We start from the raw sequence: 14,665 nt of genomic DNA, 5'->3' as shown, positions 1-14,665 counted from the left end.
AGCGGAGCTCGTGGACGGGGTGGTCTGCCGTCCGGGAGGGTCACCTGGCGCCCGAGGCGTCAGTCAGCCGGGGTGGGCGATGCCGAGAGTCGGCCGTCGCCCCAAGCCGGATTGGTCGTCAGCGGAGCGGGTTGAAGGGACGCAGCTCGTCCGGCGTGCGGCCGGTGGTGATGGTCTCGGCCAGCAGCTGACCGGTGACCGGACCGAGCGTGATACCCCACATGCCGTGTCCGCCGGCGGCGAAGACGCGCGGCGATGCGGTCGCACCGATCAGCGGCAGGCCGTCCGGCGTGCAGGGCCGCGGGCCGACCCACTCGAAGGTGCGGGCGTCCAGGTCGGCGTCGCGCAACAGCGGACGGGCGGCGTCAACGATGGCGTCGATCCGGCGCGGGTCGAGCTTGGCCTCCGGCTTGCGGAACTCCATCATTCCGGCCACGCGCAGCCGGTCGCCCAGCGGCGTACAGGCGATGCGCTGTGCCGGGAAGTACACCGGACCGGCCGGTACGTGAGCGATCGGCACGCTGAAGCTGTAGCCACGCCCGGCCTGTACGACGGTGCGTACGCCGAACTCTCGGGCCAGGTCGTTCAGCCAAGCGCCGGTCGCCATCACCACAGCGTCGAACGGGTCGGTCTCACCGTCGCCGGTGATGAGCCGTACGCCGCGGATCTCGTCCACGATGTCCTTCACCACGACGCCGCTGATGATCTGCCCACCGCGCGCGGTGACCGAATCGGCCAGCAACTGGACGTACTCGCCCGGGTTGATGAAGCGCTGCCCGTGCAGCCGGATCGCGGCGCCGATCTCGTCGGACAGCGACGGCTCGATCTCGCGGGCGTCGTCACCGGTGATCGCCTCGAACTCGATGCCCTGACCGGCAGCGTGGATCTGCTCGATCTCCTCGAGTAGCACGCTGCGCTCGGCCTCGGTCCGGTACGCGGCCAAGAACGACTTGGCCTCGTACGTCTCCGCCTCGACGCCGGCCTTGCCGAGCAGGTCGAAGGCGTTCAGGGCCTGCCGGTTGATCGGGACCAGCGACTCCATCGCGGTCTTCCAGCGTCCGGCGGTGCTGTTGCGAGCGAAGCGGGTGAGGAACTTGAGGAGCCGCGGGCTCGCCGTCGGCGGTACGTACACCGGTGAGGAGGGGCTCAGCACCGCGCGGACGCCGTACTTGAGGACGGCCGGTTCCGGCAACGGGGTGGCCAGGCCGGGCGTGAGCCAGCCGGCGTTGCCCCAGGACGCACCCGCGGCGACGCCGTCTCGATCGAGCACGGTGACCTCGACGCCTGCCTCCTGGAGGAACCAGGCGGTGGCGAGTCCGACCATGCCTGCGCCGACGACGGCGACGCGATCGGGAACGGTGTGAATGACACCAGCAGCAGAACCAGCAGCGACCATGTATCGATGGTGCGTCGTCAACCATCCGCTGTCATGGTGCGATCACACCACTGACGGGACAAATGACTGTGCGCAGAGCACAATAACCTCATGATCACCGCGCCTGACCTGATCGTCGCCGTCGGCCCAGCCCTGTTCGAGGTGGTGGTGACCGGAAAGGGCGACGGCGAGGTCCGGGATGTCTTCCTGGCCGACCCGCAGGAGCCGGCGACCGGACAGCCCGGTGACCTGGTGCTGGGCCTCGGCCTGCGCGGCGCGGAGGACGCCGTCGAACTGGTCGAGCGGTGTGCGGCGGGCAGCGCCTCTGGCGTCGTCGTGCGTACGACGCTCGCCCACGAACCGACTGTGGTCGCGGCAGCCGAGCGCTGGCAGCTCACGCTCGTCGCACTCCAGCCGAGCGTGACCTGGGCACACGTGGTCTGGCTACTCCGAGGCGTCATCGACAGAGCGGCTGCGCCTGACTCCCCCGCTGCTGGGGACGCCGGAGTACATCAGGAGCTGTTCGCACTGGCAGACGCCGCAGCAGCGATCGTGGACGCGCCTGTCACCATTGAGGACAACCAGTCCCGCGTGCTGGCGTACTCCTCCGGCCAGGACTTCACCGACCCCACCCGCGTCTCCACCATCGTCGGCCGCCGCGTCCCCGCCGAGGTGATCGCACACTTCCGGGCTCGAGGCATCTTCCGCCGGCTGGCGCGCTCCAGCGAACCGTTCCTGGTGCCTGACGGACCGAACGGCATCCGCCCACGTCTCGTCGTACCCGTGCGGGCCGGTGGCGAGTGGCTGGGCTCGATCTGGGCTGTTGTGGACGGTCCGGTGAGTGAGGAGGTCACCACCGAGCTGAGCAACGCCGCCTCGGTGCTGGCGCTCCATCTGCTGCGCCTGCGCGCTCAAGCGGATGTCGCGCGCCGGAGTGCCATCGACCGGCTGCGGACCATCCTCCGGCAGTTCTCCCCCGACAATCCGGTCGACGTACGGCTCCCACCGCAGCCGTGGCGGGTTGTCGCGCTCGGTTCGCCCGACGGGTACGACGTACCGCAGCAGCTCGACCTGTGGGAGTCGACCGGTCGTCGGTATGGGTGGAGCGAACCGCAGCTGGCCGATCTGGACGGCACTGTGCTCGCTGTCGTCACGGACAACGACGGACCGGGGTCGTGGACCTGGCTGAGCAAGCTGGTCACCGAGCAGGCGAAGGCCACGCCCGGCACAATCGCTGCGGCAGGCGGTCCGGCACGCGGTCCGGCCGATCTACCGAGCTCACGCGCCGAGGCGGTCGAGTTGCTCGGCCTGGTACGTCGGGGACTCGCGCCCGGACCGGTATTGCGAGTGGAAGAGGCGTGGCATGTGCTGACTGTTCACCGAGCCGTCACCTCGCTGGACACGACCAAGATGGACGGACCGCTCGCCACACTGCTGCGGCACGACATCGAACACAGCACGGGGTTCGTCGAGACGTTGCAGGCCTGGCTCGAGTACCCGGGTCAGCCGCAGCGGGCAGCACGCGAGCTGCACCTGCACACGAACACCTTGCGGCACCGGATGAAACGGATCGGCGAGATCGCGGAGCTGGATCTCTCGGATCCGCGCGAACGCCTCGCGCTGCAACTGCAGATCGCCGCGGTGCGGACCGAGCACTGAGTTCCCGAACGCACTGAGAGGTTCGCCACAGCCCTGTGTAACAAGGCTTCATATTCTGGCAACGGTTGGGCAACATCCGGCTGGTTGAGTCGTACTCAGCAGCCGGTCCAGCCGTTCACCAGGCGGCTGGAAAGGCCGGGTCCGAGCTTTTCACCAGGAAGCTCGGGCCGTCGTGGGCCCGGCGGTTGTCTGAGCGATCGCCGGGCCTCACACCTTTGCCTAGGACAACCGGTTGACGATGTGGGCGTAGACGCCCGGAAGCAGTGCTGCGGCGGGGACGATGCGGGGAGCGAGCAACGATCTGTTCCGGGCCCAGAGCAACGAGCCGGTGAGCAGGCGGCACTCCCAGGAGACCCGGCGCCAGGCCGCTTCGTACTCGTCCGGCTGGTCCTTGAGAACGCAGTCCACGAGTTCGGCCGAGGTGCGTAGGGCGACCGCGATCCCCTCGCCGGTGAGCGCGTCGACGTAGCCGGCGGCGTCGCCCACGAGCAGGACGCGCCCGGCGACTCGGCTGCGGACTCGTTGGCGGAGCGGGCCGGCTCCCATGACGGCGTTGGCAGGCCGGGCGCCCTTCAGCCGTCGCTCGAGGGACGGGAAGGCGCTGAGGTGTGAGTCGAAGGTGCCGCGGGCGGAGGTGAGAACGGCGACTCCGACCAGGTCGCCCGCGACCGGTGTCACGTAGGCCTCGCCCAGCTCCGACCAGTAGACCTCTACCAGGTCCGTCCAGGGGCGGACAAGGAAGTGCCGCCGCGAGAAAAGATGACAACCGGGGCTGGCCGGGAATGGCCGCGGCCAGGCCGAGTTGGCGGCGGATGGGTGAGTGGAGGCCGTCGGCGGCGGCCAGGTAGCGGGCGGTGTGGCCGGCGGCGGTGACCGAGGTGATGTTCTGGGTGATGGCGCCGACGCGAGACTGGACCACCGGAATGCCCAGGTCGGAAACTCGCTTCATCAGAGCCTCGTGGAGCGTCGTACGGCGTACTCCGAGCCCAGGGCCGGCGTGGAAGCGGGCGTCGACCTGATGCTGTCCGTCGAGGTACCGAATGCCGTAGAACGGACGGCCGTCCAGCTCGACTCCGAGCCGGGTCAGGTACGACGCAGCACTGTGGGCGATCCCCTCCCCGCACGCCTTGTCGATCGGTGCGGCACGCGGCTCGACGACGACCACCGACAGTCCGGCCAGCGCGGCACGGATCGCCGTCGCCGCACCGGCAGGACCGCATCCGGCGACGAGGAGATCGATCACTTGACCAAGGCGGAGTTCAGGGCGGCCTCTTCGGAGCGGATCCGGATCGCGAGCAGCGGGATGTTGAGCACCGTGAAGGCCACCGCGGTCACCCACGCCGTGTGGACCAGCGGCAACGCGATGCCCTCGGCAACCACTGCCACGTAGTTCGGGTGCCGGATCCACCGGTACGGGCCGCCGGCAACCAAATGCAGTCCTGGTACGACGATCACCCGCGTGTTCCACTGATGACCGAGCGCCGAGATGCACCACCACCGCAGCGCCTGCGACAACAGCACCACGACGACCATCGTCCACCCCAGCCACGGGATGAACGGCCGGTGCGCCGCCTCCGCCAGGCACCCACCGAGCAGCGCCGTGTGCAGCGCGACCATGAACGGATAGTGCCTGCGCCCGTACTCCACTCCGCCCTGGGCGAAGCTCCACCGCGCGTTCCGCAGCGACACCACCAGCTCCGCCACCCGCTCGGCGGCGACCAGCAACACGAAGACGACGTAGAAGGTGTCCATCACCACTCCAGCAGGACGAGCTCGGAACAGAATCCCGGCCCCATCGCCAGCAACAACCCAGGGCCTTGTGGAGAAGGATCCAGCCGCAGCGTGTCACCGAGCACGTGCAACACCGACGATGACGACAAGTTGCCGACCGCATCGAGCGATTTCCAGGTAACGCCCAGAGCACCAGGACGCAGGTCGAGCGTCTCGGAGACCGCGTCCAGCACCTTCGGCCCACCCGGGTGGCTCACCCACGTCCCGACGTCCGGCACCGTCAGCCCGTGGTCCCCGAGGAAGCCGCGCACATCATCACCGAGGTACTGCCGCACCACCTCCGGCACGTCCGCGCCGAGCACGATCCGGAACCCACCAGACCCGACGTCCCAGCCCATCACCCGCTCGGAGTCCGGATACAACCGGCTCCGCGTCGCCACCACGGACGGCCCGGACGCCGCGGGATGCTCCGACCCGGTCAACACCACGGCCGCCGCGCCATCCCCGAACAGCGCCCCACCGACGAGGTTCGGCAGCGAGGCGTCCTCTCGCTGCAACGTCAACGAGCACAACTCGACCGACAGCAGTACGGCGACATGCGTAGGCCAAGCCTTCAAGTAGTCATGCAAACGAGCGATCCCCGCCGCACCACCCACGCACCCAAGCCCGAACAACGGCAGCCGCTTCACGTCCTCCCGCAGCCCGAGCCGCAACGCGACCCGCGCATCGATCGATGGCGCTGCCACTCCGGTCACGGTCGTGAACATCAGTACATCGACGTCGTCCAACGTCAGCCCCGCGTCCTTCACCGCGCCCGCGACCGCCTCAGCGCCCAGATCCACGGCAGCCGCGATCCACGCGTCGTTCGCCTCGCCGAAGTCCTTCAGTACGCCGTACTGCTCCAGCGGCAAGGCGAGATGCCGGAAGGACACTCCCGCGTTCGCATGCAGCCGTCGCAGCAACGCCGTACCGCGGCCGTCCGGTAGGCAGATCGAGGCGAAGGCGTCGGTCAGCTCCGCCTGTGGATAGCGGTACGGCGGCAACGCGGGCCGGACGGCTGCGATCCGCGTCATCGTGGCATCGTTACGTGCGTGAGCGTTCTGCGGACGGTGCGAGGTCTGGCGCTTGCCTGCCATCCCGGTCCGACCATCGCCGTCACCGCGTTCGTCACTGCTGTTGCCTGGTCGGCCGGGCGGAATCCGGCCGGATGTCTCCTCGTCGCCGCAACGATCCTCACCGGCCACCTCTCGATCGGCTGGAGCAATGACGCGATTGATGCCGCCCGCGACACCATTGTTAACCGCCAGGACAAGCCTGTCGTCCGCGGACTGGTGAGTCGGCGGACGCTCGCTGTGGCCGCCGGCATCATGCTGGTCGTCACGATCCCGGTGTCGCTGGCCAACGGCATCGCGGCCGGCCTGATGCATCTGCTCTTCGTCGCCTGCGCCTGGGCGTACAACCTCGGTCTCAAGTCCACCGTGATCTCCTGGCTCCCGTATGCCCTCGCGTTCGGCGCACTGCCGTCGTTCGTGACGCTGGGCACGGCGGGCACCTGGGCGCCCTGGTGGGCAACGGTCGCGACTGCGCTTCTCGGCGTCGGTGCCCATCTGGCAAACGTCGTACCCGACCTGGCGGACGATCTGGCGACCGGAGTCAGGGGCTGGCCGCAACGACTCGGGCGCTACGCGCGACTGCTCGCTCCGCTACCGCTCGCGCTGGCCACCGGGCTGCTCGTGATCGCGCCTGCCGGTCCGGTCGGGGTGGTCGGGTGGATCGCGTTGGTCGTGGTCGCAGTACTGCTAGCTGTGATCCTGTTGTGGCGGAACGCGCCGTTCGTGGTCACGATCGCGGTCGCAGCGGTCAGCATCATCACGCTGGTGATCCGCGGCGACGCCCTCACCTAATTCAGTGAACTCAGGATCTCGATCAGCGCGGTCGTGGCGGGCGGGTCCGGCGGGTCGCCGTACGTGGCGGCGTAGATCGAGCGGGCGACGCCGTCGATCGGAGCGGCGTGGATGCCCGGCGCCTGGTGTGCCTGCAGTGCGAGTCCGTTGAGGATGGCAACCCCCATGCCGGCGGCCACCACCGCCTGGGAGACGACGGTGTCGTCGCAAGCGAAGGCAATGCGCGGGACGAAGCCGGCGCGCTCGCAGGCCGTCATCGTGGCGGCCCGGCAGTGTTCGCACCCTCCGACCCAGGCGGAGTCGCGGTGGTCCTCGAGACGCTGGTCGGGTTGGTCGCTGACGAGGTAGAGGGGATCGTCCAGCAGGTGGGTGAGCCGGAATCCTTCCTCCTCGAACGGCGTGCCGGTGTGCCGGAAGATCAACGCGACGTCGACGTGCCCGGCCCGCAGCATCGCCAGCCCATCGGCCGGGTGGGCGTCCACAAGATTCAACTCGATGCCCGGGTGGGTTCGGGACAGTTCGGTGGCTGCCCTCGGCACCAGGGTGCTGAGGACCGTCTGGAATCCGGCCAGTCGTACGCGTCCGGCCCGAAGTCCGACCCGCGCCTCCAGCTCGACAGACGCGGCGTCCAGGCGCCCCAGGATCTCTGTCGCCCGCTGCGCCAGGAGTTCCCCTTCGGGGGTGAGCCGGATCCCGCGGCCCACTCGCTGGATGAGCTTGGCTCCGGTGGCGGCTTCCAGCCGGCCCAGGTGGTGGCTGACCGACGGCTGGGAGTAGTGCAGTTCGTTCGCGGCTCCGGTCACCGATCCGTGACGGGCGACCGCCTCCAGCACCTTGAGGTGGGTGACGTTGAGCATAGATCAAGTTTATCTATGAAAAGCTCGCCATTTTGGCATTCGACGTCATGCCGCGTGGCCGCCATGATCGATGCATGACCGAGCCGACCAGGCTCGACCGAGAGACGGAAAGGACCCACCCGCCATGTCACTCGCCCGCGTCCACAACTTCTCGATCTCACTCGACGGCTTCGGTACCGGTGCGGGGCAGGGCCCCGACGCGCACTTCGGTCACGCCGGGGACCGACTACACCAGTGGATGTTCGCCACCCAGTGGTGGGAGGCCGGCGGTACCGCGGGCGTCGACGACGTCTTCGTCCAGCGGCACGACCCGGGGATCGGCGCCGAGATCATGGGTGCCGGGAAGTTCGGTCACCCCGGCTGGCACGAGGACCCGGACTGGAAGGGCGCGTGGGGGCCCAACCCGCCGTTCCACACACCGGTCTTCGTCCTCACCCATCACACCCGCCCGTCGATCGAGATGGAGGGCGGTACGACGTTCCACTTCCTCGACACCTCGCCCGCCGAGGCGCTCGAGACCGCCCGCAAGGCCGCCGGCGACCAGGACGTACGCATCGGCGGCGGTCCTACCGTGATCCGCGAGTTCCTTGCGGCCCGGCTCATCGACCACCTGCATGTCGTAGTGGTCCCGGTCCTGCTCGGCCGCGGCGTACGGCTCTGGGATGGACTGGAGGGCGTCGAGAAGGACTACAAGATCGAGCAGACCTCCTCACCCAGCGGAGTCACACACCTGTCGTTCACCCGCGCCTGAAGCACTAAAGCCAGGCCTAGGCGGCGTCCGGCTTCAGCGGTGCGTTGCTTCCGAGGATCGCGGCCGTGAGGGCTTCGGCCGGTTCCTTGGAGGCGCGCGGGTTGGTGATCAGGACCAGATCGATCGACGGCAACTCCGGCAGCCCGGCGCTGGGCGGCGGCTCGACCAGGTCCGCCGGCATCAGCGACCGGGCGAAGATCGCGAGCCCCAACCCAGCGCGGACGGCCGCGAGTACGCCGTTCACGCCGCGGACGATGCAGGTGATCCGGCAGGTCCGGCCCGATTGTTCCAGCGTCTGCACACCGAGAGAGCGGCTCAGGCTGGGCGCCTGGTACGCGACGAGTGGCACCGGGCCGTCCGGCGCGATCCGGGTCCCCGCGATCCCGGCCCAGACCAGCGGATCCCGGCGTACCAGGCGTCCGTTCGGCTCGTAGCCACCGCCGGCGCCGTGCTTGACGTACGCCAGGTCGAGGTGGCCGGACTCGACCCGGCGGAGCAGATTGGGGCTCTGGGCCACGGTCAGCTCGAGGTCGATCCGCGGGTAGAGCTGGCGGAAGTCACGCAGGATCTTCGGCAGCGGGGTCAGCGCGAGGTCGTCGGTGACGCCGAACCGCAGCCGGCCGCGCAACTCCGAGCCGGTGAAGTACCCGGCCGCCTCCTCGTGCGCGGCCAGGATGGTCCGGGCGAACCCGGCCATCGCCTCGCCGTCCGCGGTGAGGGTGACCGTCCGCGTGTCGCGCAGGAACAGTGGTCGCCCAACCGCCGCCTCGAGTTTGCGGACATGTTGACTCACCGTCGGCTGCCGGATACCCAGCCTCTCCGCGGCCTGCGTGAAGCTGAGCGACTGGGCCACCGCCAGGAACGTGCGGAGCTGGTCCGGGTCGTACATCGATGGGCCTCCCATTACGTGACGCTATAAGACTAATAGGAGTAATTCGCTGTCGAAATCCAGTACCGAACCCTGAGGATAGACATGTCCTCCCCTGACCAGTCCACGTCGCTTAGGAACACTCTTGACCACCCGGGCCACCGGTACTGTCCCTTCCGTCCCCGACTTCCACACCCACCGCACCACCTCGAAGCCCGCCTCCGGCGAGATCCCGGCCACGCAGCGCCGGCCCGGATTCCGGGACACCTTCAGCGCTCTGCAGGTCCGCAACTTCCGCCTCCTGGTCAGCGGACTGCTGGTCAGCTCGACCGGCGGCTGGATCCAGCGCATAGCCCAGGACTGGCTGGTCCTCACACTGACCGGCAGCGCCACCGCGGTCGGCATCACCACCGCGCTGCAGTTCCTCCCCACGCTCCTGTTCGGCCTGTACGGCGGGATGCTCGCCGACCGCTTCCCGAAGCGGAAGATCCTGCTCGTCACCCAGGCCACGATGGGCAGCCTGGCCGGCATCCTGGCCGTGCTGGCGTTCACCGGCCAGGTGCACGTCTGGCAGGTCTACATGATGGCCTTCATCCTCGGCCTGGCCACCGCGGTCGACAATCCGACCAGGCAGTCGTTCGTCACCGAACTGGTCGGCAAGGACCGGGTCCGCAACGCGATCAGCATGGTGTCGTCGACGTTCCAGCTGGGCAGTCTGATCGGCCCGGCGCTCGGCGGCATCCTGCTCGGCACCCTCGGCACCGGCTGGTCCTTCGCGCTCAACGCGGTGACGTTCTTCGCCTCGATCTCCGCGCTGCTCCGGATGCGGGAGTCCGAGATGCCCGGGCTGGTCGCGGCCCGGCGGGCCAGCGCCGGCCTGCGGATGCGGGACGGTCTGCGCGACGGCGTCCGGTACGCCTTCCACGAGCCGGCGGTCCGGTGGGCGATCGCGCTGGTCGGCATCTACGGCATGTTCACGATCAGCCTGCCGGTGACGCTGACCGCCTTCGCCGACCGGGTCTTCCACACCGGCGCGACCGGGTACGGCGTACTGAACTCCGTGGTCGCCGCGGGAGCGCTGTGCGGAGCGTTGCTGTCCGCCCGGCGGATCCGGACTCCACGACTGCGGAACCTGGTCGGCATCGCCTCGATCCTGGCCATTACCGAGATGGCCGCCTCGATCCAGCCGTCGTTGTGGACCTTCATCCCGCTGCTGTCGGCGATGGGCATGGCGACGCTGATGTTCCTCACGGCGGCGCAGTCGATGGTCCAACTGACCACTCCGGACGGCCTGCGCGGGCGCGTGTCCGGGATCTACAACCTGGTGTTCATCGGGGGCGGCGCGATCGGCGGACCCACGGTCGGCTTCATCGCCCAACACTGGGGCGCCCGCAACGGCCTGCTGCTGGCCGGTCTGGTGCCGGCCATCGCGACCATCGCGATCGGTCTCCGGCTGCGCCGCGACGGCGGGTTCCGCCTGGTCGTGGTCCGGACCCGCTCGCCCTGGCACCAGCGCCCGATCCGGGTCAACCTCGAGCAGACGCCGATCCAGTTGTCCCGGCCGACGGTTCACCCAGCGGCGGAGCGTCCGTCGCGCCCGTTCGTCTTCAGCCGGCGCGAGCACGCTCGCACCGATCCACACAGCCGGCCGCTGCGTCCGCGCCGGCGTCCGCAGCACCACTAGGGAGACACACCCTCGCGACCGGGTCAGGGCCGGGAAGCTGCCCCCGGCCCTGTCCCGGATCGTGAAAATCCGGTTCCACGCCACCGGCTGACTGCGACGATGACACCTCGTCTCAGCCAGGAGGGGTGTGTCGTGGGATTCGTACTGGAAGGCCCGGTGCTCGAGGGAAAGCGGGTCCGGCTGGAGCCGCTCTCGCCTGCGCATGCGGTGGGTCTTGGCTCCGCGGGCGACGAGGACCGGGCGTCGTACGCCTTCACTTGGGTGCCCACGGCAACAGAGGCGGCCGGCTACATCGAGGCGCAACTCGAGCGGGCGGCCACCGGCAAGCTCGCGCCGTACGCACAGATCGCCGTCGAGACCGGCCGCGTCGTTGGCGCCACGTCGTTCTGGGATCCGCGGCTGTGGCCCGACGGTGAACGGCTGCGGGCCATCGAGGTCGGCTTTACGTGGCTGGCGGGTTCGGCCCAAGGCACCGGGATCAACACCGAGGCGAAGTACCTGCTGTTCCGGCACGCCTTCGAGGTGTGGGACGTCGCGCGCGTCGACCTGAAGACGGACGCACGCAACGCACGGAGCCGAGCCGCGATCGAGTCGGTCGGCGCACATTTCGAGGGCGTACTGCGGAACTGGTCGCCGTCCTGGGCTCCGGGCGAGGACGGTCGGCTCCGTGATTCGGCGATGTTCTCCATCACCGACAGCGAATGGCCGGCCGCCCGCGAACACCTGGAGAAACGCCTCGCCCGGTGACCACACACAGTCATCGGCGATGAATACTTGACGATGTAAATTAACCGACCCTAGGCTCGGCCGCGTCCGCTCTCTCCCCGGTCATCCGGAGGACCACCGTGCTGAATCTCAGACGTCGTACCGCTGGTGTCCTGCTCGCCACCGTCGCCCTGGTGTCGACGGCCGCCGCGACCGCCCCGGCCGATGCGGTCCAGAGCTCTGCTGTCCAGGCCGCCGCCCAGGCCGAGAAGCCGGTCCCGGCGAAGTACCCGCAGGTCGCGGCCAAGCCCTACATGGGCTGGAGCAGTTGGAGCCTGCAGTCGACCAACTACCCGGGCGTGAACCCGGACGGTCCCGGCAGCTTCATCAGTGAGAAGAACATCCTCACCCAGGCGCACGCGCTGGCGACCAAGCTCAAGCCGTACGGCTACGAGTACATCAACGTCGACGCGGGCTGGCAGCTCGGCGGCGACGAGTACGGCCGCCCGGTGGCGAACGCGCAGCGGTTCCCGCGCGGCATGAAGGCGGTCGGCGACGACATCCACAAGCTCGGGCTGAAGTTCGGCATCTACACCGTGGTCGGCCTCGGCTTCGACGTCTACCGCGATGGCAACACGCCGATCTACAACGCACCCGGCTGCTTCACCCGCGACATCGTCTACCCCGACCTGCGCACGACGAACGGCTGGGACCAGGCGTACAAGATCAACTACGCGAGCCCGTGCGCGCAGAAGTACGCCGACTCGATCGCGAACCTGTTCGCGAGCTGGGGCGTCGACTTCATCAAGATGGACGGCGTCGGCCCGGGCTCGTGGAAGGGCGCGCCGGACGACCCGAACCACAACAACACCGAGGACATCGAGGCCTGGTGGCGGGCGGTACAGAACGCCGGGCGCCCGATGATGTACACGCTGTCGTGGTCCCTCAGCCACCGGTACGCCGACGTCTGGAAGCAGAACTCGAACGGCTGGCGGATCGACACCGACGTCGAGTGCTACTGCGACACGATCGTCCGCTGGGACAGCTCTGTGAAGGCACGCTGGTGGGACCTGCCGCAGTGGATCGACGACGCCGGACCGGGTCACTGGAACAACCTGGACGCGATCAACGTCGGCGTCGGCGAGATGGACGGCCTCAGCGACGCCGAGCGGCAGAGCTACATGACGTTCTGGGCGATCAACGCCGCACCGCTGTTCGTCGGTGACGACATGACCAAGCTGGACGCGTACGGCCTGAAGCTGCTGACCAACCGCGAGGTCATCGCGATCAACCAGTCCGGCAACCCCGCGCGCCCGCTGAACCAGGACCAACTGCAGCAGACCTGGTACGCCAAGAACGCCGACGGCAGCGTCACCGTCGCCCTCTTCAACCTGGCCGACACCCCGGCCGCCGTGACCGGGAACTTCGACCAGCTCGGCCTCACCGGCAAGGCGACCGTCCGCGACATCTGGGCGAACCAGAACACGCGGAACGTCTCCGGTCAGGTCAGCGCGACGCTGCCGGGGCACGGCTCGAAGCTGTACAAGATCACACCGGTGAAGAAGGGCTCACCGAGCAAGCCGGCCGACGTCACCGCGACCGACGTGAGCCGTACGACGGTCAGTCTCAACTGGCGGCCGAGCACCGGCGCCTCGTCGTACAAGGTGTACGCCAACGGCAAGCAGGTGGCGACGAGCTCGACCACGAGCGCCGTGGTGACCGGGCTGCTGCCGCAGACGCAGTACGCCTTCACGGTGAAGGGTGTGTCCGGCGGCCGTACGTCGGATGCGAGCGCGCCGGTGACCATGTTCACCGCGAAGCCGGGCGGACCGGTCCGGTACGAAGCCGAGGCGTCGACAAGCACACTGACCGGCAACGCGGGCATCTCCGGCTGCACACTGTGTTCGGGCAGCGCCAAGATCGGCAACATCGGGTACGACGCCTCGGTGACGCTCCACGACATCACCGTCCCGACCACTGGTACCTACCTGGTGAAGATCGCCTACACCGACGGCGACACCAGCCGGCAGAGCATGCTCACGGTCAACGACACCGACAGCTACTGGGTCAACTACCACGGTCTCGGCGACAACGACTGGGGGACGCCACAGGTGACGTACCTCCCGATGAAGCTGGCCGCCGGAGCCAACTCCATCAAGGTCAGCAACCCGAACGGCTACATCGCTGACATCGACTGGATCACCGTCTGATCCATCCCCACCGCGGGCCGGCCTTCCCTCAGGCCGGCCCCGCGACCTTTACTGGATGCATGAACGATTACCCGGCTCCCCTGATCCCACCCGGTCACACCGTTCCGGCCCCACGGCGGATCCGCGCGACGCTCGGCGGGCGCGTCGTTCTCGACACTCAGGACGGGATCTACCTGTGGGAGTTCCCGCCGTACCCGCAGTACTACATCCCGGTCGCCGACGTGGCGGACGGCGTACTGACCGACACGGGTGAGACGAAGGAGTTCGAGCACGGGATCGCGCGGGTGCACACCGCTGGGTCGGGCAACGCCTGGGTGTACGACGACGGGATCGCGAAGGACCGGGTCCGGTTCCAGTGGGACGCGCTGGACAGCTGGTTCGAGGAGGACGAGGAGGTCTTCGTCCACCCACGCAACCCGTATGCCCGGTGCGACGCGCTCCGCTCCGGCCGCCAGGTGAAGGTCGAGTACGACGGCAAGGTGCTGGCCGAATCGCGATCGACGGTGATCGTGTTCGAGACCGGGCTGCCGCCGCGCTACTACTTCCCGCGGACCGAGGTCGACTTCGAGCACCTCACCCCGAGCGACACCCAGACCGCCTGCCCGTACAAGGGGCGCACCACCGGGTACTGGTCGATCGGCGGTCGCGACCTGGCTTGGTCCTACGACTTCCCCACCGCTGCGCTGCTGCCGGTCGCCGGACTCGTTGCCTTCTTCAACGAACGGGTCGACCTGACCCTGGACGGCGTACCGCAGGACCGCCCGATCACTCCCTTCTCGAACTGAGCGAGTGGTGCAGTTCGACAGGAGGTGTCCGGCGATCAAGCCGGATAACCGGCAGGCTCAGGCGGGCAGCGGTCGGCAGCGGACGTATACGTCCTGTCGAGCTGCACGCTGCGGGCGCCGGTGATCAACGTCCGTG

The 14,665-nt window shown here is 68.7% G+C and carries 13 protein-coding genes and 1 pseudogene; 7 read left to right on the top strand and 7 right to left on the bottom strand.

All coding sequences use genetic code 11. The features are described from left to right. Positions 1 to 118: 118 nt before the first annotated feature. The gene (locus tag E0H75_RS13510) at positions 119 to 1,396 is read right to left on the bottom strand and encodes an NAD(P)/FAD-dependent oxidoreductase (protein WP_131513831.1); all 1,278 of its coding nucleotides are present in this window, start codon (positions 1,394 to 1,396) and stop codon (positions 119 to 121) included. Positions 1,397 to 1,486: 90 nt separating this feature from the next. Between E0H75_RS13510 and E0H75_RS13505 the strand changes: the two genes are divergently transcribed. Further along, positions 1,487 to 3,034, top strand: a complete 1,548-nt coding sequence (locus tag E0H75_RS13505; RefSeq protein WP_131513830.1) for a helix-turn-helix domain-containing protein — start codon at positions 1,487 to 1,489, stop codon at positions 3,032 to 3,034. A 219-nt stretch (positions 3,035 to 3,253) separates the two neighbouring features. Here the strand turns inward: E0H75_RS13505 and E0H75_RS44080 are convergent, their stop codons facing one another. From E0H75_RS44080 to E0H75_RS13490, 4 genes and pseudogenes are all read right to left on the bottom strand, one after another. Continuing rightward, on the bottom strand, positions 3,254 to 3,712 hold the full coding sequence (locus E0H75_RS44080) for an NAD(P)/FAD-dependent oxidoreductase (RefSeq protein ID WP_238162997.1): 459 nt from the start codon (positions 3,710 to 3,712) through the stop codon (positions 3,254 to 3,256). 151 nt (positions 3,713 to 3,863) lie between these two features. After that, a pseudogene (locus E0H75_RS45000) lies at positions 3,864 to 4,277 on the bottom strand (FAD-dependent oxidoreductase); the annotation flags it as partial. Further along, complete coding sequence (locus tag E0H75_RS13495; protein ID WP_131513829.1) at positions 4,274 to 4,786, bottom strand: isoprenylcysteine carboxyl methyltransferase family protein; 513 nt, start codon at positions 4,784 to 4,786, stop codon at positions 4,274 to 4,276. The pseudogene E0H75_RS45000 and the gene E0H75_RS13495, both read right to left, overlap by 4 nt. After that, on the bottom strand, positions 4,786 to 5,838 hold the full coding sequence (locus E0H75_RS13490; protein ID WP_131513828.1) for a type III polyketide synthase: 1,053 nt from the start codon (positions 5,836 to 5,838) through the stop codon (positions 4,786 to 4,788). The genes E0H75_RS13495 and E0H75_RS13490 overlap by 1 nt, the downstream gene beginning before the upstream one ends. An 18-nt stretch (positions 5,839 to 5,856) precedes the next feature. On the opposite strand from E0H75_RS13490, the gene E0H75_RS13485 reads away from it, so the two are divergent. After that, positions 5,857 to 6,669: a UbiA family prenyltransferase gene (locus tag E0H75_RS13485; RefSeq protein WP_238162996.1), complete on the top strand. Its 813-nt coding sequence runs from the start codon at positions 5,857 to 5,859 to the stop codon at positions 6,667 to 6,669. Here E0H75_RS13485 and E0H75_RS13480 read toward each other — a convergent pair. Next, positions 6,666 to 7,526, bottom strand: a complete 861-nt coding sequence (locus E0H75_RS13480) for a LysR family transcriptional regulator (RefSeq protein WP_131513827.1) — start codon at positions 7,524 to 7,526, stop codon at positions 6,666 to 6,668. The genes E0H75_RS13485 and E0H75_RS13480 overlap by 4 nt on opposite strands. Positions 7,527 to 7,650: 124 nt before the next feature. Here E0H75_RS13480 and E0H75_RS13475 point away from each other — a divergent pair, with 124 nt between their 5' ends. Continuing rightward, positions 7,651 to 8,277, top strand: a complete 627-nt coding sequence (locus E0H75_RS13475) for a dihydrofolate reductase family protein (protein ID WP_131513826.1) — start codon at positions 7,651 to 7,653, stop codon at positions 8,275 to 8,277. A 16-nt stretch (positions 8,278 to 8,293) separates the two neighbouring features. Here the strand turns inward: E0H75_RS13475 and E0H75_RS13470 are convergent, their stop codons facing one another. Beyond that, positions 8,294 to 9,181 carry a LysR substrate-binding domain-containing protein gene (locus E0H75_RS13470; RefSeq protein WP_238162995.1) on the bottom strand — a complete coding sequence of 296 codons (888 nt, stop codon included), beginning with the start codon at positions 9,179 to 9,181 and terminating at the stop codon, positions 8,294 to 8,296. A 109-nt stretch (positions 9,182 to 9,290) separates the two neighbouring features. Here E0H75_RS13470 and E0H75_RS13465 point away from each other — a divergent pair, with 109 nt between their 5' ends. From E0H75_RS13465 to E0H75_RS13450, 4 genes are all read left to right on the top strand, one after another. After that, on the top strand, positions 9,291 to 10,829 hold the full coding sequence (locus tag E0H75_RS13465; RefSeq protein ID WP_131513825.1) for an MFS transporter: 1,539 nt from the start codon (positions 9,291 to 9,293) through the stop codon (positions 10,827 to 10,829). Between the two features lie 132 nt (positions 10,830 to 10,961). Beyond that, the gene (locus E0H75_RS13460) at positions 10,962 to 11,576 is read left to right on the top strand and encodes a GNAT family N-acetyltransferase (protein ID WP_131513824.1); all 615 of its coding nucleotides are present in this window, start codon (positions 10,962 to 10,964) and stop codon (positions 11,574 to 11,576) included. A 98-nt stretch (positions 11,577 to 11,674) separates the two neighbouring features. Next, a complete protein-coding gene (locus E0H75_RS13455) occupies positions 11,675 to 13,744 on the top strand; it encodes a fibronectin type III domain-containing protein (protein WP_238162994.1) in 2,070 nt (689 codons plus the stop codon). Positions 13,745 to 13,803: 59 nt separating this feature from the next. Further along, positions 13,804 to 14,529 (top strand): DUF427 domain-containing protein, encoded by a 726-nt coding sequence (locus E0H75_RS13450; protein WP_131513822.1) that lies wholly within the window; start codon positions 13,804 to 13,806, stop codon positions 14,527 to 14,529. Positions 14,530 to 14,665 lie beyond the last annotated feature (136 nt).

Origin of the sequence: Kribbella capetownensis (assembly GCF_004331485.1) — a bacterium.
Lineage (GTDB): Bacteria > Actinomycetota > Actinomycetes > Propionibacteriales > Kribbellaceae > Kribbella > Kribbella capetownensis.
Note: the sequence above shows the minus strand (reverse complement) of the source record. Positions and strands in the feature narration are given on the sequence as shown.